Here is a 17,462-nt window from a genome sequence, read left to right as displayed (position 1 = left end):
TGACGTGATTAGGTTAGCCTTACTTTATGACCGATGTGAAATCCGCGTTCTCGATCGAACGCCAGGGACTCGACCTGCGCTTCCGCTCTGTGACCCTCGAGAGCCGGGAATGGCTGGCGCCGAACTATGTGCGAGTACGGCTGACCGGTCAGGATCTGGCGGGCTTCGACTCACCCGGCGCCGACGATCACATGCGCCTGTTCTTCGCCTCCGCCCCGACCGCCTCGGTCGAGGAGATGCGTGCGGCACCCAGCCGCGAGTACACGCCGCTCGCGTGGGGCGACGGCTGGCTGGACGTCGAGTTCGCGATCCATGGCGATGCGGGCGTCGCGGCTCCCTGGGCCGCCTCGGCACCGCTGGGATCGTTCGTCGGTGTCGGCGGTCCGCGCGGTTCGGCGGTCATCACCGGCACGCCGGGGTCGTGGCTGCTGGTAGGTGACGAGACCGCGATCCCTGCGGTCCGCCGTTTCGCCGCGATGATCCCCGCAGACACCCCCGCGCGCATCGTCATCGAGGTCGTCTCGGCCGCCGACGAAGTCGAGATCGACGCACCCGCGACGGTCGAGTGGCTGCACCGCGGCGAGGCACCGGCGGGTTCGGCGCTGATCGCCTTCCTCGACGGTCTGGGACCGGCGGATGCTGTCGGCGATGACCCGTTCTGCTTCATCGCTGCAGAGCAGTCCATCGTCAAGCCCGGCCGTGCGCTGCTCGAACGCTGGGGCGTCGACACATCCAAGGCCGTCGTGAAGGGCTACTGGAAGCGCGGCGAGGACGAGTACCACGCGCCGCACTGATCCGGGCATACGCCGGCCCGAGGTGCGCACCGCCGTTCACCTCGGGCTGGTATTGCTGCTGGCATGACGTCTCTGCGCATCCTGCATCTCACCGACACTCATCTCTTCGGCGATGACAGCCGCCACTACGACCGTGTCGACACGCGCGAGCATCTGACGCGTGCGCTCGAGCATGTCGACCACCTGCGCTTCGACCTGGTGGTCTGCTCGGGGGATGTCAGCGAAGACGGCACCGCCGAGTCGTACCGGTGGCTGCGCGAGACGCTGGGCACCTGGGCCCGTGAGCGCGGTGCACGCGTCGTCTACGCGATGGGCAACCACGACCGCCGCGAGACGTTCCGCGAGGTACTCGGTGGGGGCCAGCCGGATGCCCGCGAACAGGTGATGGCGGGTACCGACGAGGCCCGCCCCGTGGCATCCGCCGCCACCGTCGACGGCTGGCGCACGATCGTTCTCGACAGCTCGATCCCCCAGCGGGGATACGGATCGATCGAACCCGAGCAGCTCGGGTTCCTGCGCTCACAGCTGGCTACCCCCGCACCAAACGGCACGGTGCTCGTGATCCACCACCCGCCGATCGACGCGCAGACCGAGCTGCTGCAGGCGCTCGCGCTCGATGCGGACGACACCCACGCGCTGCTCGACGTACTGCGCGGCTCGGACGTGCGCGTGGTGCTCAGTGGGCACTACCACCTGCCGCTGGTCGAGACCGTTGCCGGGGTTCCGGTCGTCGTCGCTCCGGGGGTCGCCAACATCGCGCGTTCCTTCGACGACCCGCGCGAGGAGTCCGCGATCGACGGCTTCGGCGGCGCGGTCGTCGACATCCGCGGCGAGCGTGTGCGGGTGGCGCCGTTCGTCGAGCGGATGTCGGATGACACCGAGGTGTTCCGCTTCCCCGCCGACATCGTGGCGCGGATCATCGATGCCGCGGGTCAGCCGTCGACGCGCGCCGATTCGGTGTCGTAACGCAGTACGAACTTCGCGTCATCGCCCCGAAGGCGGCGACGGACGTAGAACACGGGGTGTCCGCTCTCATCGGCGGATACCCCGTCGCGCACGAGCAGCGCGGTGCCCGTGGGCACACCGAGGGTCTCGGCGTCGTCGAAGTCGGCCCCGACCGCGCTGAACGCCCGCCACAGGTAGCCGAGCTGCAGGCCGAACCCATCGGCGAAGGCCCGCACGACGAGCGCATGGGCGTCGACCAGCTCGTCGACACCGGCCCATCGCTCATCGAACCAGTAGCTGTTGGCGATCCAATGCCGCCCGTCGCGCACCATCACGGTGTCCAGACGGTGCAGGCGCTCAACAGGCAGGTCGAGATGCGCGGCGGCTTCATCGGCGAACGGGCCGGTAGCCGCCCCGGCCTGCAGAATGCGCTCGTCGACCATCCGCACCGGGCGGGCTGATCGGCGCAGCGCGTGCTCGTCGAGCGCGTCAGCGGTGGCATCCGATTCCTGGCGCAGTGACGGAACGCTCGCGACGATCTCGACCAGGTCGGGCGGTGACATCACGAACGTGCCCACGCCCCGTCGGATCTCGACGGCACCCAGTCGCTGCAGTTCGATCACGGCCTGGCGAAGCGTCAGTCGGGTCACACCGAAGCGCGCCGCGAGGTCGGCTTCGTTCGGCAGCCGCTCGCCCGGGGCGAGCTCGCCCGACTGGATCTGCTCCCACAACGCAGTGGCGATGCGCCGGTACGCGGGCGTGCCCGTGCTCGGTCGGACACGCTCACTTCGCCGATCGTTCACCTGGCACTCCTCTTCTCGACACCGTCGATCCGTAGACATATAGACGTCTCGATCACAGCCGCGGGGAAACCCCGCAACAGAAAGGTAAGCCATGCGCAGAACGTTTGCGTCCACAGCACTCATCCTCGGCGGCGTGTTGCTCGCCGGTTGCGCCTCCTCGCCCGCCACGGGCACGGACGCCCCCGAATCCTCCGAATCCGCGATCATCGACATCCGCGTCGGACTCGAGCCGACCAGCCTCGATGTGACCACCACCTCGGGCGCCGGCCTCGTGCAGGTCATGCGCGGCAACGTCTACGAGGGCCTGGTCGGCCTGAGCGAGGACCTCGAGATCCTCCCGGCGTTGGCCTCCGACTGGGAGATCTCCGACGACGGACTGACCTACACCTTCACGGTCCGCGAGGGCGTGACCTTCCACGATGGCACCCCGATGACCGTCGCCGATGTCGTCGCCTCGCTGCAGGCGTCCAGCGCCGAGGGATCGACGAACCCCGATGCGAAGCGCATGGGCTCGGTCGCCTCGGTCGAGGCCACCGACGACACCACGGTCGTGGTCACCCTGTCAGAGCGCGACATCAACTTTCTCGAGTCGCTGACCACCTCGGCGGGCTATGTCGTCCCGGTCGAGTCGTCGGTCGACCTGGCCTCGGCCACCAACGGCACCGGCCCCTACACGCTCGGCCAGTGGAACCGCGGCGCGACCCTGTCGTTGGAGCCGTTCGCCGACTACTGGGGCGAAGCGCCGCTCAACGGCGGCGTCGTGTACCACTACATCGCCGACGAGACCACGGCGGCGAGCGCCCTGCGCAGCGGCGAGGTCGACATCCTCGCCGGCGTCAGCGCCGAAACGGCCGAGCTGCTCGGCGGAGACGCTGAGTTCCAGGTGGTCGAGGGTGACTCGACCAGCTGGATGACGCTGGGCTTCAACAACGCCGTCGCGCCGTTCGACGACCAGCGCGTGCGTCAGGCCCTGCGCCAGGCGATCGACAAGCAGGAGCTCATCGAGGTCATCGGCGGGCAGGCCCTCGAGGTCGGTACGATCACGGTGCCCACCGACGCCTGGCATGTCGACGCCACCGGCTCGGCACCGTACGACCAGGCCGCCGCGAAGGAACTGCTCGCCGAAGCGGGCCAGGAGGACCTGAGCCTGACCCTCACCGTCGCGAACACCTACGACACGATCATCACCGAGTTCATCGCGGCCGAACTGGCCGAGGTGGGCGTCGACGTCACGATCGACACGGTCGAGTTCGCCACCTGGCTCGAGGACGTCTACACGAACAAGGACTACGAGCTCACCATGGTGCTGCACGTGGACCCCGCCACGATCACGTACTACGGCAACCCCGCCTACTACTGGAACTACGACAATGCCGAGGCGCAGACGCTCGTGACCGAGGCTCGGCAGTCGGCTACGCCCGAGGAGCGTGACGAGAAGCTGCGTGCGGTCGCCGAGCTGGTCGCGGCCGATTCGGCGAGCGACTGGCTGTACTCGCCGCAGACCGTCATCGTCGCGGGTGAGGACGTGGCGGGCTTCCCCGTCGACCGCATCTCGAACAACTTCCGGGTGAGCGGCATCACCGCCGCCGAGTGACATGAGCACGACTGCACCTGCGCAGGTGCGGATGCCCGCCGGACACGGTTCACACCGTGTCCGGCGGGTCGCCGCAGAACTGCTCAACGAGGCCGCCGTGCTGGTGGTGTCGCTGATCGCCGCGAGCATGGTGATCTTCGGCCTGCTGGCGGTGCTGCCCGGCGACCCCGCGGCGGTCATCGGAGGAATGGATGCCACCCCCGAGCAGCTCGAGGCGCTGCGCGCGCAGATGGGTCTGGATCGTCCCCTGTGGGCGCGCTATCTCGACTGGATGGGCGGCGTGCTGACGGGTGACCTGGGCACCTCGGCACTGGACTCGCGTCCGGTGGCGGCCGAGCTCGGTGAGAAGCTGCAGGTGACGGTTCCGCTCGGTCTGCTCGCGCTGCTGCTGAGCGTGCTCATCGCCGTGCCGGTCGGTGTCGTCGCGGCCGTGTACCGCGAGTCGGCCTTCGGCCGTGCGATCGCGGCCCTGAGTCAGCTCGCCGCCGCCGTGCCGACCTTCGTGCTCGGCCTCGCCCTCATGGTGTTCGTCGCTCTTCCCACCCGCCTCTTCCCGGTGCAGGGGTTCCCGGCCGACCGGTGGGCGGAACCCGGCGAGGCGCTTCGCGCGCTCATCCTTCCGGCCACCGCCATCGCGATCGGCCAGGCGGCCGTGCTCGTGCGTTTCGTGCGCAGCGCCACGATCGATGTGCTGATGAAGGAGTGGGTGCGCACGGGGCTCGCGCAGGGATGGCCGCTGCGTGCGGTGCTGGTGCGTCAGGGCATGCGCAACGCGGCCCTTCCGCTGCTGGGGGTGCTCGGCCTGGAGATCGCCGGAGTCCTGATGGGGTCGGTGATCGTCGAGCAGCTGTTCGCGCTTCCCGGCGTCGGCGGCATGCTGCTGGCCGATGTGGGCAACCGCGACATCGTGTCGATCCAGAGCACCCTGTTCGTGCTCACCGCTCTGGTGATGATCTCGACGGTCACGCTCACCGCGCTCTCACGCGTTCTCGATCCGCGCATCCGGAGGACCTCATGATCGCTCGCTTCCTGCGCCATCCGCTCGGAATCACCGGGCTCGTGCTCGTCGGCATCCCGACGTGCGCCGCCCTGATCTCGCTGCTGTGGGTTCCGTACGACCCGACGGTCTTCTCGCCCGCCGACCGCTGGCTGCCGCCGTCGTCCACCCATCTGCTCGGCACGGACAACGGTGGCCGCGACCTGTTCAGCATCCTGCTCGTCGGCGCCCAGTCGACGATGCTCGCCACCGTGCTCGCGACGCTGATCGCCGTCGCCGTCGGGCTCCCCCTCGCACTGGGAGCCGCACTCGCCTCACGCCGACTCGGTCTTCTGCTCGAACGCGGCATCGACATCGCGATCGCCTTCCCCACGCTCGTGCTGGCGATCATCCTGGTCACCTCGTACGGCGCCAGCATCTGGGTCTCGTCGCTCGCGATCGGGCTCGGCGGCGCGGTCGTCGTGGCCCGCACCATGGTTCCCGAACTGCGCGGCACCCTCGCGAGCCCCTACGTCACGCTGGCAACGGCCGGCGGGGTGAGCATTGGCGGCATCGTCTGGCGTCATGTGCTGCCCAACACGGCGCCGACGCTGCTGATCCGCGCCACCCAGCTGCTCTCGGTCGCGGCACTGGCCGAAGCCGGCCTGTCGTACCTCGGCTTCGGCACGCCACCCCCGACCCCGTCGTGGGGACGCACTCTCGCCGATCTGCAATCGCAGGTGCTCGTGCGCCCCGAAGTGCTGATCGCCCCGAGCCTGGCCATCACGACGCTGGTGATCGGCTTCGCCCTGCTGGGCGATGCGCTGCGCGACGCACTCGAACCCGACCAGGTGCGCGCAGCATCCGCCCGCCCCTCCCCCAAAACCGCCCGCCGTTCCACAAAGAAGGTGCCCGCATGACGCTCCTCGACATCCGCAACCTCACGATCCGCATCGACGGACGCACCGTCGTCGACGACGTCTCACTGCATGTCGATGCCGGCGAGCGCGTGGGACTCATCGGCGAGTCGGGTTCCGGCAAGTCGCTCACCAGCATGGCCGTGCTCGGGCTGCGCCCGCCGCGCGGAGAGCTGTCGGGCAGCGTTCGCGTCGAGGGTGTCGAGACGATCGACGCGGATGCCGCGACGCTGCGCGCCCTGCGCGGCAAGACCGTCGGCTGCGTCTTTCAGGAACCGCAGAGCGCGCTGGATCCGCTGCTCCCGATCCACCGGCACCTGGTGGCGCCCCTGCGCGCCCACGGGATGCTGCCCCGTGGCGCCGCACGTGAGACGGCAATCCGCCTGGCCGAGAGCGTGGGCCTGCCCGATGCCGCCCAACTGGTGCGGCGCTATCCGCATGAGCTCTCGGGCGGACAGCGCCAGCGGGTGATGATCGCGATGGCGATGTCGACGTCGCCGCGGCTGCTGCTCGCCGATGAACCGACCACCGCCCTGGACGTGACCGTCCAGGCACGCGTGCTGCGCCTGATGTCAGACCTGGTCAACCGCAGCGGCGCGGGCAGTCTGCTCGTCACCCACGACATGGCGGTCGCCGCCTCGCAGTGCGACCGCATCATCGTGATGCAGTCGGGGCGGATCGTCGAAGAGGGCCGTCCGGCCGACCTGATCCACCAACCGCGCACCGCCTACACGGCCGAGCTGATCGATGCCGCGTACGCCACCGGCTGGCAGCCACGCCGTGTGCGGGAGGCTGTGCCCGCATGAGCACCGAGCTGTTCCATGCCGACGGCATCGGCGTCACCTACCCGGGAATGGACCGCGCGACGCTGCGAGACATCGATCTGCGCATCGACGCCGGCCGTCACCTCGGGATCATCGGCGAGTCGGGCTCGGGAAAATCGACGCTGACCCGCGTCCTGCTCGGGTTGCAGCTCCCCACGACGGGCACCGTCACCTACCGCGGTGAACGGGTTCCCGCCGGCCGCGGGCGTGCCGCCCGCGACTTCCGCCGTCGCGTGCAGGTGGTGCTGCAGGATCCGTTCGCGTCGCTGAGCCCGCGGATGCCGGTGGGGCGCATCATCGCCGAACCGGTGCGCGCCCTCCGCCCGGAATGGGAGGCGGATGCCCGCGCGGCCGAGATGCTCGCCGCCGTCGAGCTGCCCGCCGACGCTGCGCAGCGACTGCCCCGCGAACTGTCCGGCGGGCAGCGACAGCGCGTCGCGATCGCCCGCGCCCTCGCCGTGCGCCCCGAGGTCGTGATCGCCGACGAACCGGTCAGCGCGCTCGACGTATCGGTGCGCGCGCAGGTTCTGCGTCTGCTGCGCCGTCTGGCAGCGCACGAGGAGCTGACGATCGTGGCCGTCTCGCACGACCTGGGCATCATCGACGGACTCTGCACCGATGCGCTGGTGATGACCGAAGGACGCATCGTCGAACGCGGTCCGGTCATCGACGTACTGGAGAACCCCACCCATCCCTACACCCGGGAGCTGATCGAGAGCGTGCCTCTGCTTCCGCCCCGCCCCGCCGACGCCCCCAGGAGCACCCCATGATGAGTGGTCAGCTGATCACCCCGACCCCGCTGCACAACCTCCGCCCGGTCGGCGGACTCCCGACCACGGACGGTGGTGTCGTTCGGGCGGATCTCGTCTGGCGCTCGGCCGCACCGTTGTCGCAGCGGCAGCCGGCAAGCGAAGCCGTCGTCGGTCTCGGCGTCGCAACGATCCTCGACCTGCGCGACGCGCGTGAGCGCGCCTCGACGCCCGGCGCCTGGCAGCATCCGTCACTCAGCCCACGCGCGATGCCGGTGTTCGAGGACCGGCTGCACGAGATCCGCTTCGCCGACCTCGCCGAGCTCTACGCTGTGATGATCGATGGCAGTGGCGCCGCACTCGCCCGCGCATTCAGCGCCGTCGCGGCGGGTGCCGAGCGGGGCGTGCTGATCCACTGCACGGCCGGCAAGGATCGCACCGGCGTGCTCAGCGCGCTCGTGCTGGACGTGCTCGGGGTCGAGCGCACCCTGGTGCTCGACGACTTCGCGCAGTCCCAGCAGCGCCTCGGCGCCGAGTACCTCGCCGATCTCTTCGCCGATGTCGACGCCGAGAACCTGCCGGGCATGGCCGCACATCGGGCCACCGCCTCACCTCCCGAGCTGCTGCAGGGAGCTTTCGATCGCATCGAACGCACCTGGGGCGGCAGCGCCGAGTACATGGGAGCGCACGGAGTCGATGACGACGCGCTCACGCATCTGCGCAAGGCGATGCTCGTCCCCGCCAGTCGCTGACGGCGCCCCGCGTTCCGGTCGCAGTTTTTCCCGCATCCGCGGCGGCGCTCCGCGTTCCCGTCGCAGTTTCTCCCGCATCCGCGGGCGGCGCCCCGCGTTCCGGTCGCAGTTTCTCCCGCATCCGCGGGCGGGAAGCGGGAGAAACTGCGACGGGAGTACGAACGCGCTGGCGCGTTCGCTCAGCGGGCCTCGTCGACGACGGCGGCGATGGCCTCGATCTCGACGAGCTGGTCGTCGTACCCGAGCACGGTAACGCCCATCAGCGTGCTCGGGACGTCGTGGTCGCCGAACCCGTCGCGCACGACCTCCCACGCCGTGACGAGGTCGGCCTGCTGCGTGGAGGCCACGAGCACCCGGGTACTGATGATGTCGGTCAGCTCGGCACCGGCCGCGGCGAGCGCACCGTGCAGGGTCTCCAGGCATTTCGCTGCCTGGCCCGCATAATCGCCGACGGCGGCGGTCGTTCCGTCGGTGTTCAGCGGGCAGGCGCCCGCGAGGAAGATGAGCCGGGCATCGCTGGGGGCGGTGGCGGCATAGGCGTACTGGGCGGCATCAGAGAGGGCATCGGCACGGATCAGGGAAACAGCGGTCATCCTTCTAGTCTGCCGCGTCAGAGCACGGCATCCTCACTTGAGCGCGCCGAGCGAGATGCCGCCTTGCAACTGCCGGTGGAAGGCCAGGTAAGCGGCCAGCACCGGCAGCATCGCGATGACCAGACCGGCGAACAGTGCGCCGTAGTCGGCGGCGTAGCCCTGAGTGATGGCAAGGGATGCGAGTCCCTGCGAGAGCACGTACTTCTCGGGGTCCGGGTTGAGCACGAGCGGGATCAGGTAGTTGTTCCACAGGTTGAGGAAGTTGAAGATCCCGACGCTCACCAGCCCCGGCTTGGCCATCGGCAGCATGATCCGGAAGAAGGTCTCGGCATGCCCGCATCCGTCAAGCAGGGCCGCCTCGGCCACCGACTCGGGCAGCGTCGCGAAGAACCCGACCAGGAAGAACACGGTGAACGGCAGACCGTAGGCCGACAGCACCAGGATCAGTCCGAGATGCGTGCCCAGCAGGCCGAGGTCGTTGACGACGAAGAACAACGGCACGATCGCGAGGAAGATCGGGAACATCATGCCGACCATGAACAGGTAGAAGATCGGGCGGTTCAGGCGGAACTGGAAGCGTGCCAGCACGTACGCGACCATCGCGCCGAGCACCATGGTGACGATCAGCGACCCGCCGACCACGACGATCGTGTTCCAGAAGTATCGGCCGATGTCGGCCTCGTTCCAGGCGCGCACGTAGTTGTCCCACTGCAGCACCTCGGGCATCGCCCAGGGCGAGGCGAAGATCTCGTCATTCGCCTTGAGCGAGCTGAACACACCCCACAGGATCGGGAACAGCGCGATGACCGCCCATGCGATCAGGAACACGTGCGCGACGCCCTTGCCGAGCGACTCGGTAAGCCACGAATAGGGGTTGGTGCGGCGCTTGCGCGGAAGCGCCGCGACGGGAGCCGGAGCGGATGCCGGCGACGAGGCGCCCTGCGACGGAGCCTCGGGACGGGTCATGATCGGAGCGGTCACGTCGACTCCTAGTACTCGACGCGCTCGCGGCGCGTCACTCGGAAGGTGATGAAGGCGAACAGCAGCGTGAGCACCGTGAGCACGACGCCGATGGTCGCGCTGTAGCCGAAGCGACCGCCGCTGAACGCGAGCCGCTGCATGTATGTCGCGATGACGTCCGTCGAGCCGGAAGGCCCACCGTCGGGTGTGAGGATCGCGACGGTGACGAACATGTCGAGCGCGAACATCCCGATGTAGATCCACGCGACCTGAACGGTCTGCAGCATCATCGGCAGCGTGATCGTGAAGAACATGCGGAACCGGCCTACGCCGTCGAGCTGGGCGGCTTCGAAGTACTCGCGAGGGATGCCCTGGATCGATGCTGAGAACAGCACGTAGTAGAAGCCGATCTGCCCCCACACCAGCACACTCAGCACCGCCCACGGCGCGGTGTTCGGGTCGCCGAGCCAGGCGTGCGCCCAGGCCCCGAGTCCGACCGCTTCGAGAAAGCCGTTGAGCAGGCCGATGCGAGGGTTGAACACGAACTGCCAGAGCACCAGGCTCATCACGATGGGCAGGATGTTCGGGAAGAAATAGATCGCCCGGTACCAGCCGGAGCCGGCGATCGGGCCGACCCGTCCGCCCTTCCCGCCCGCCACGCTGGTGAGCGCGGCGAAGACCAGCGCGATACCGAGCGTGACGGGTGGGAGGACGAGCAGGAACATCGCGTTGTGCGACAGGGCCGCCCAGAATCGATCATCGCCGGCCAGCTCGATGTAGTTCGCGAAGCCGATGAACTCCCGGTCGCGCGAGTAGCCGCTCCAGTCCGTGAACGAGATGATCACGCCCTGGACGTACGGGTAGAGGACGAACACCCCGTACAGGACCAGCGGAGCTGCGAGAAAGAGGGTGATGAATCTGGTGCGGCCGTGCTTCATGGCGCGCTCAGTCCCTCGTGTACTTCGTGATGCTGTCGTCAGCGGCGATCTCGTCGGCCGCCTGCTGCATCGTCTGCGAGGCCTCTTCGGGGCTCACCCGGCCCGCGAGCACGTCACCGAGAGTCGTGAACCACTGGGTGCGCAGCGGCTCGTACCAGCCACGGAACGACACACGCAGCTCGGCGTTGCCGCCGACCTCGATCGCGTCGGTCACCGTCTGCAGTGCCGGCGTGACATCGACGCCCTCCAGCGAACCCTTGACGACAGTGGGTGCGCCCGTCAGGCGCGAGAACTCCGACGCGGCCTCCTTCGAGAGCATGGCCCGCAGGTACTCCATCGCGCCCTTGGGGTTCTTCGCCTCGGTGGGGATGATGAATGCCTCACCGGGCGCGACCTGCAGCTGCTCGAACCCGAGCGCGGCGGTGGCCTCATCGAGCAGCGGGATCGGCGTAATCGCCATATCGAAGCCCTCGGGCGTGACGCCCTTCATCTCGTTCTCGAGCCACGAGCCCGCCGGGTAGAACAGTGCTTCGCCACGGACGAACTCGGTCTGCGCCTCGGTGTGCGTCAGTGCCTCGGACCCCTTCAGGATCAGGTCCTTGTCGTGCAGCTCGGCGAGGGCACCGAACGCGTCGACGACGACATCCGACTCCCAGGCACCGCTCTCGAGGTTGTCGAGCGAGCGCAGCGCGTCGATGCCGGCCTGCTTGCCGATCAGCGTGATGAACACGTCGGCGGGGTAGCTGATGACCTGTCCGGGGTAGGCGAACAGGGCGATGCCCTCGTTCTTCGCCTGCTCACCGAGCTCGACGAAGGCGTCCCAGGTGGTGGGGATCTCCCAGCCGTGCTCTTCGAACAGCGACTGCGAGTACCACAGGCCCTTGGCGGTGTTCACGTAGCGCAGCTCGAGCAGCTTGCCGTCGTACGTGCCGGTCTCGACGACACCGGGGGTCAGGGTCTCGCCGACGGTCACGTCAGGGTCATCCCACGAGGGTGCTTCGAGCAGCTCACTCAGATCGAGAAGCTGGCCGCTGTCGGCGAGCGTCGTGGTCTCGATCGGCTTGCCCGAGTTGTCGATCAGATCCGGCGGGTTGCCGCCGACGAAGCGCGGCTGCAACTGCGTCGAGATCTCCTGCACTGACTTGAGGTCGACCTCGCTGTCAGGCAGCTGCTCGTTGTAGACCTTGATCACGGCGTCGGTGTACTCGGTGCCGTATCCGCCATCGAACGCGTAGACCTCGATCGGCTGCGCCGAGGGAGCGCCGAACGGGCCGACCGGCTCGCCGGCATCCGCGGGTGCCGCGTCGGTGGAGGCGCAGCTGGTGAGCAGCAGGGTTGCGCTCAGCACGAGCGCCCCTGCGGTGGCGGTGGCCCGCCGACGGGTGGTGGGGGTGATCTGCACAGGAACTCCTTCGGTCCGGGGCGAGCCGTGGGAAAGGGCTCTCCGTCGACGCGATGCTATGACCGATCGATTGGACGACTCAAACCATAACGATCAAACGATCAGAAGCTGGTCGTTACGCGTCCTGCGCACGCCGCAGCGCGAACGCGGGCGGCACCGTCACATGCCGCGGCACCACGTCTTCCGCGCTCTGCGCCGCCCGCTCCAGCGCGGTCATCAGCGCTAGCCGCCCGACCTCGTGCTTGCGCGGCGCGACAGCATCCATGGGCGGGTCGGCAAGCGCCGCGATCTCGTCGTCGTACGCGATGACCGAGACGTCCATGCCGCGCTCGCGGGCGCGCTGCGCGAGCGCGACGGCGGCGAGGTCGGAGTGCACCAGCGCACCGGTCGTGCCGAGCTGCGCGAAGCGGTCCAGCACAGTGTCGAGGCTCTCCTGCAGTTCCGGGGCGTACTCCGGAGCCGAGGGGATCGCCATCCGCTCGGTCGCACCATCGAACAGTCCGCGCTTCGCCTCGAATCCGGCGCGCAGCCAGCCGGCCGTGGGCGTGCGCTCGGCCGACACCAGCGCCACCGACCGGTGCCCGTCGTCTGCGAGCTGCTGAAACGCCAGCCTGGCTCCGAACTCGTGGTCGGAGCGCACCGAGTCGAGCATCGCGAAGTCATCGCCGCCGTCCCGCTCGAGCAGCACGACCGGACTACCGACCTCCCGCAGGGCCTCGTAGGTGCGCGGGTCGCGTTCGGGGATGACGGCGGGTGTGGCGATGAGAGACGTGACCCCGCGATCGACGAGCCGCTTGATCTGGGCCAGCTCCTGCTCCTGCGAGTACCCCGAGACGAGCAGCGCCACGCGCACGCGCGCCTCGACCGCCGCGGCTTTCACGCCTTCCAGAACCCCGGCGTAGTAATAGTGCGATGAGGGCACCACCAGGCCGATGATCCCGCCCTCGCTGCGGGCGGGCGGCGGGCGTCGCACGATCTGCGGGCCGCTTGCAGAGGGCATCCGCGCGGCGATCGCCCCGCCATGCACCCGGCGCGCGATCCCCTTCTCAACGAGGTCGTTGAGGTCGCGTCGGATGCTGATCGGCGAGACGCTGAGCTGTCTGGCCAGCACCGCGACGTCGACGCGTCCGGTCAGGTTCAGCTCACGTTCGATCGCCGAGCGTCGCTCTGCCGCTCGCATGACTTCTCCTTCTCAACCTGCGGTTCCGTCGCGTCAGGCCAGCAGCGCGAACTGCGACTCCGACACGTCATGGCGGAACGCCTCGCCCCGCGTGAACCTCTGCAGCTCGTCAAAGGCCGCGTCTCCGAGTCGCCGCAGCTCAGACCCCTGCGAGCCTGCGATGTGCGGCGTGAGGGTGAGGTTGGGCGCCGAGAACAGCGGATGCCCGGCGGGCAGCACATCGGGTTCGGTGACGTCGATCACGGCGTGGATCCGTCTGGCGTTCAGCTCGCGCACGAGAGCGTCCTGGTCGATCAGCGCGCCGCGTGCAGTGTTGATCAGCGTTGCGCCGTCCGGCAGCAGGGCCAGCTCGCGCTCTCCCAGCATTCCCCGGGTCTCGGGCAGCGAAGGTGCGTGCAGGCTCACCACGTCCGAGGTGGACAGCAGTTCGTCGAGCCCGACCCGGGTCGCGCCGTCGATGTCGTGCTGCAGGGTCGGGTCCCACACGAGCACCTCGACGTCGAACGGCGCGAGCAACTCGATCACCCGCCGACCGATGCGCGAGGCGCTGATGATGCCGACCCGCGTGCCGAAGTTGCCCCATCGCTCGTGCGCGGTGCTCGCCGGCCGGTACTGCTGCGTGCGCCGATACTCCTCATCGATGGCGAAAGCGCGCTTGCCGGCGAGCAGGATCGCGGCCAACGTGAACTCCGCCACCGGCACCGCGTTCGCGTCGGCTCCCGAGCTGATCCGCACTCCGCGTTCGTAGGCCTCGGACGTCATGATGCCGCGCACCGAACCCGCCGCGTAGACCATGCCGCGCAGCCGGGGCATGCGCGCCAGCAGGTCGGCATCCAGTTCGGGCGCACCCCAGCATCCGATCAGCACTTCGATCTGTTCCCACTGCTCCGGGGCGACGTCTTCGAGAGGCCCGAGCAGCTCCACCGCCGGCGCGAAGCGCTCGGCGTAGTCCGCACCGAACAGCGGTTCGGGCAGATCGGGGGTCATGGCCAGTGCCGCGCGCGGTCGGCGCAGGCTCATCGGTTCGCCCCACGCGACGTTGCGGCGGACGAGGTCAAAATCATCACAGTGCTCCTGCGGTCGGAAGAAGATCACTCCACTATCACGGAGAGTGACTGTTCGGTCAACCAGAATTCGATCAAACGATCACTTTGTGGTAGCTCCGCGGTCGCGACGTCCGTCGCGCCCTCAGTGCGTCGACGCCACCTCGGCAGCGCGGTCGGTGAACGCCTGCTTGGGCACGAAGGCGAGAAGCACCGCGGATGCCAGTGCCGTGGCGCCGCACACGATCCACACCGTCATGTAGCCCGCGAGAGATCCCGCGGTGCCCTCGGTCGCACCGGCGGCCCCGGCGACACCGCCGAGCAGTGCGATACCGAAGATGCACGACGCGATCGCGCCGCCGACGGTCTTCACCGAGTTCGTCAGGCCCGTGGCGACGCCGGTCTGGGTGGCCGGTGCCGCAGACGCCGCGGCGGCCGGCAGCGCCGCCACCAGCGCGCCCGAGCCGAGACCCGCGAACACCATGTTCGTGACGACCTGCAGGTACGTGTCGTGGAACGGCAGGAAGAGCAGAAAGCCGATCCCGACCAGTAGCGAGGCGCCGATCAGGGTGATCCGTGGAGTAGTGACCCGGGCGATCAACGGGAACAGCAGCGCACCGGTGATCATCGCGATCAGGTAGATGCCGATGATCAGTGACGTCGCGAAACCCGTCGTTCCCAGGCCGTAGCCGTACACCGACGGATCGGTGCGGGCGAAGGTCGACAACGGCGCCTGCGCCCCGAGCACACTCACGCCGAAGAGCCCGGCGGTGAGGAAGACCGGGCCGAGCGCGGGCGAGCGGAACATGCGCACGTCGATCAGCGGGTCGTCGTGCCGCAGTTCCCACAGCACGAACGGCACGATCAGCAACAGCCCCAGCAGCACCACCCCCCACGACCAGAAGCTCGTCAGCCCGCCGGGCAGGCGCAGCAGGCTGAGCCCGCCGGTGAAGGCGATCAGGGCGAACGAGATCAGCACCAGGCCGGTGGTGTCGAGGCGGCCGCCGGTCATCTCGGGCGACTCCTTCACCCCGAACAGGATCACGAAGAAGCACACCACGACCAGCAGCGCGGGGATCAGCAGCACGACGGTCAGCGGCAGCGCATCGATCAGCGCCCCGCCGGCCAGCGCACCGATGATCGCGCCGGCTTCGAGCGCGGCCACGAGCAGGCCCGCAGCCCGGGCGGTGATGATCGAGCGCGAGGCCATCGAGCGCGAGCGCGACCAGATCAGCGCGATCTCCAGCGGCAGCCACACCACGTAGAAGCCCATCAGGGCCCAGCCGATCAGGAACACCGTGAACGAGTCCGTGAACGGCAGCACGAGCGCGGCGGCCGCCGTGAGCGCGGTCGACACCAGCAGCATCCGCTTGTGCCCGATCATGTCGCCGAGCTTGGCGAAGGCCGGCACGACGAGCGCCGACAGCATCAGCTGAGCGCCCTCAAGCCAGTTGACATCGGCGTCATGGATGCCGAGATGCCGGGCGATGTCGGTGAGCATCGGCGTGTAGTAGCCCTGCAGCACACCGCTGGTGAACTCGACGAAGGCGAGGAATCCGACGACGCTGGCGAGCGCGCCGAGGGTGACGGAGCGCGTCATCGCGCCCCCTTTCTGAAGACAGAACAGTCGGGTGGGATCACTGTAGCCGTTGCAGCAGCTCGCGATGGAATCGCTCGCCGCGTTCGAGGGCGGCGATCTCGACGTTCTCGTCGACGCCGTGGATCGCCGCGCGCTGCGCGTTCGACATCTCCAGCGGCGCGAACCGATACACGGCGGGCGTGAAGCGGTGAAAATGCCGCGAGTCGGTGGCCGCCATCATGACGTACGGCACGGCGGGGGCGTCGGGATGCGAGACGTCGAGCGCCTCGGCGATCAGCGCGAACTGTGCATTGTCGGTGGCCGACTCGGGCGAGGGCTCGCTGCCCTCGAGTACCTCGATCGCCACGAGGGGGTCACCGATGCGGTCGCGTACGCGCAGCACCGTGGCATCCACCGTCTCACCGAGGGCGATCCGCAAGTTGATCGTGGCGGATGCCTGCGACGGAAGCACATTGGCGGCGGTGCCCCCCGACTGCATCGTGGGCGCGACGGTGGTGCGCACCAGCGCCGCCGGCTCTCCACCGAGCGCCGCGAACAGGCGCGCGGTCAGCGGCGGCACCGCACCGAGCAGACGCAGCAGGTGGCGGGCCGGGCCCGGCGTCTGTGCGGCCAGCTGCGACAGCATCCGAGAGATCGCGCGCGGTGCGCGCGCGGGGAAGGTTCCCGGACCGAGCCGGTCGACCGCGCGGGCGATCCGCCGCACGGCGGTGAGCGTCGGCGGCGCCGAGGCGTGCCCGCCGTCGCCGCGCGCCGTGAGGCGGATGCTGAGAACACCCTTCTCTCCCACGCCGACCATCGCCGAACGGCCGGGCACGAAGGGCAACGGCGCGTCGACCACGGCACCGCCCTCGTCGATGACGATCCACGGGGTGATGCCGCGCTGCTGGAATGCCGCGCTGATGGCCTGAGCGGCGACACCGAACGTCTCCTCGTTGCCGCCGAACGACAGGTAGACATCGCGGGCGGGCGCAAAACCGTCGGCCAGCAGATTCTCGACGGCTTCAAGAATGACGATCAGCGGGCCCTTGTCGTCGAGGGTTCCGCGCCCGTACACGCGCCCGTCGGCGATGCGGCCCTCGAACGGCGGGTACGTCCAGGCATCCGACTCGTCGACGGGCACCACGTCGTAGTGCGCCATCAGCACCGCAGGCGCGGCGTCGGGCTGCGCACCCTTCCAATGGAACAGCAGCCCGTACTCGGTGTGTTTCTCGAGCGCGAGGTGCTCGTGCACGAGCGGGTACTGCTCGGCGATGAGACGCTCGAACGCGGCGAACGGCTCATGCCCGCGCTGTGCGAGCTCGGCCGACACGGTCGGCAGCTGGATCATCTGCGACAAGCGCTCGGCGATGCCGGGGCGGACGGTGCTCATCCGCTCACCCTAGCCGCCCGCGG

General features: G+C 69.0%; 17 protein-coding genes. 8 read left to right on the top strand and 9 right to left on the bottom strand.

Going from position 1 to position 17,462, the window contains the following annotated elements; translation table 11 throughout:
* Window positions 1-26 precede the first annotated feature (26 nt).
* Both PTQ19_RS02635 and PTQ19_RS02630 read left to right on the top strand, forming a co-directional pair.
* Window positions 27-794, top strand: coding sequence for a siderophore-interacting protein (locus PTQ19_RS02635; RefSeq protein WP_274368350.1), 768 nt, complete (start codon window positions 27-29; stop codon window positions 792-794).
* A gap of 63 nt (window positions 795-857) precedes the next feature.
* A complete protein-coding gene (locus PTQ19_RS02630; protein ID WP_274368349.1) occupies window positions 858-1,760 on the top strand; it encodes a metallophosphoesterase family protein in 903 nt (300 codons plus the stop codon).
* Here the strand turns inward: PTQ19_RS02630 and PTQ19_RS02625 are convergent.
* Window positions 1,727-2,542 (bottom strand): GntR family transcriptional regulator, encoded by an 816-nt coding sequence (locus PTQ19_RS02625; RefSeq protein ID WP_179409098.1) that lies wholly within the window; start codon window positions 2,540-2,542, stop codon window positions 1,727-1,729. The two genes, PTQ19_RS02630 and PTQ19_RS02625, sit on opposite strands and share 34 nt — an antisense overlap.
* Window positions 2,543-2,633: 91 nt before the next feature.
* Here PTQ19_RS02625 and PTQ19_RS02620 point away from each other — a divergent pair, with 91 nt between their 5' ends.
* The 6 genes from PTQ19_RS02620 to PTQ19_RS02595 are packed head-to-tail and all read left to right on the top strand — an operon-like array spanning window position 2,634 to window position 8,354.
* A complete protein-coding gene (locus PTQ19_RS02620) occupies window positions 2,634-4,136 on the top strand; it encodes an ABC transporter substrate-binding protein (RefSeq protein WP_206550501.1) in 1,503 nt (500 codons plus the stop codon).
* Window position 4,137: 1 nt separating this feature from the next.
* On the top strand, window positions 4,138-5,154 hold the full coding sequence (locus tag PTQ19_RS02615; protein ID WP_274368348.1) for an ABC transporter permease: 1,017 nt from the start codon (window positions 4,138-4,140) through the stop codon (window positions 5,152-5,154).
* Window positions 5,151-6,032 (top strand): ABC transporter permease, encoded by an 882-nt coding sequence (locus tag PTQ19_RS02610; RefSeq protein WP_274368347.1) that lies wholly within the window; start codon window positions 5,151-5,153, stop codon window positions 6,030-6,032. The genes PTQ19_RS02615 and PTQ19_RS02610 overlap by 4 nt, the downstream gene beginning before the upstream one ends.
* Entirely contained in the window at window positions 6,029-6,835 is an 807-nt protein-coding gene (locus PTQ19_RS02605; protein ID WP_274368346.1) for an ABC transporter ATP-binding protein, read from the top strand. Before PTQ19_RS02610 ends, PTQ19_RS02605 begins: the two co-directional genes overlap by 4 nt.
* Window positions 6,832-7,623: an ABC transporter ATP-binding protein gene (locus PTQ19_RS02600; RefSeq protein WP_274368345.1), complete on the top strand. Its 792-nt coding sequence runs from the start codon at window positions 6,832-6,834 to the stop codon at window positions 7,621-7,623. Before PTQ19_RS02605 ends, PTQ19_RS02600 begins: the two co-directional genes overlap by 4 nt.
* Entirely contained in the window at window positions 7,620-8,354 is a 735-nt protein-coding gene (locus PTQ19_RS02595; protein WP_274368344.1) for a tyrosine-protein phosphatase, read from the top strand. Before PTQ19_RS02600 ends, PTQ19_RS02595 begins: the two co-directional genes overlap by 4 nt.
* Window positions 8,355-8,533: 179 nt before the next feature.
* Here PTQ19_RS02595 and PTQ19_RS02590 read toward each other — a convergent pair whose 3' ends face one another.
* The 8 genes from PTQ19_RS02590 to PTQ19_RS02555 form a co-directional block, all read right to left on the bottom strand.
* Window positions 8,534-8,947 (bottom strand): RidA family protein, encoded by a 414-nt coding sequence (locus tag PTQ19_RS02590; RefSeq protein ID WP_206550507.1) that lies wholly within the window; start codon window positions 8,945-8,947, stop codon window positions 8,534-8,536.
* A gap of 33 nt (window positions 8,948-8,980) precedes the next feature.
* Window positions 8,981-9,928, bottom strand: coding sequence for a carbohydrate ABC transporter permease (locus PTQ19_RS02585; protein ID WP_274368343.1), 948 nt, complete (start codon window positions 9,926-9,928; stop codon window positions 8,981-8,983).
* Window positions 9,929-9,936: 8 nt separating this feature from the next.
* The gene (locus PTQ19_RS02580) at window positions 9,937-10,845 is read right to left on the bottom strand and encodes a carbohydrate ABC transporter permease (protein ID WP_179409107.1); all 909 of its coding nucleotides are present in this window, start codon (window positions 10,843-10,845) and stop codon (window positions 9,937-9,939) included.
* Between the two features lie 7 nt (window positions 10,846-10,852).
* Window positions 10,853-12,247, bottom strand: a complete 1,395-nt coding sequence (ngcE, locus tag PTQ19_RS02575) for an N-acetylglucosamine/diacetylchitobiose ABC transporter substrate-binding protein (protein ID WP_274368342.1) — start codon at window positions 12,245-12,247, stop codon at window positions 10,853-10,855.
* Between the two features lie 115 nt (window positions 12,248-12,362).
* Window positions 12,363-13,427 (bottom strand): substrate-binding domain-containing protein, encoded by a 1,065-nt coding sequence (locus tag PTQ19_RS02570; RefSeq protein ID WP_274368341.1) that lies wholly within the window; start codon window positions 13,425-13,427, stop codon window positions 12,363-12,365.
* A 33-nt stretch (window positions 13,428-13,460) separates the two neighbouring features.
* On the bottom strand, window positions 13,461-14,447 hold the full coding sequence (locus PTQ19_RS02565) for a hydroxyacid dehydrogenase (RefSeq protein ID WP_274368340.1): 987 nt from the start codon (window positions 14,445-14,447) through the stop codon (window positions 13,461-13,463).
* Window positions 14,448-14,615: 168 nt separating this feature from the next.
* Window positions 14,616-16,070: an MFS transporter gene (locus PTQ19_RS02560; protein ID WP_206821020.1), complete on the bottom strand. Its 1,455-nt coding sequence runs from the start codon at window positions 16,068-16,070 to the stop codon at window positions 14,616-14,618.
* Between the two features lie 37 nt (window positions 16,071-16,107).
* Complete coding sequence (locus tag PTQ19_RS02555; protein ID WP_274368339.1) at window positions 16,108-17,439, bottom strand: M20/M25/M40 family metallo-hydrolase; 1,332 nt, start codon at window positions 17,437-17,439, stop codon at window positions 16,108-16,110.
* Between the last annotated feature and the right edge of the window lie 23 nt (window positions 17,440-17,462).

It is taken from the genome of Microbacterium esteraromaticum, assembly GCF_028747645.1.
GTDB lineage: Bacteria > Actinomycetota > Actinomycetes > Actinomycetales > Microbacteriaceae > Microbacterium > Microbacterium esteraromaticum_C.
The sequence above is the reverse complement of the archived record's forward strand: the minus strand, read 5'-3'. Positions and strand labels throughout refer to the sequence as shown.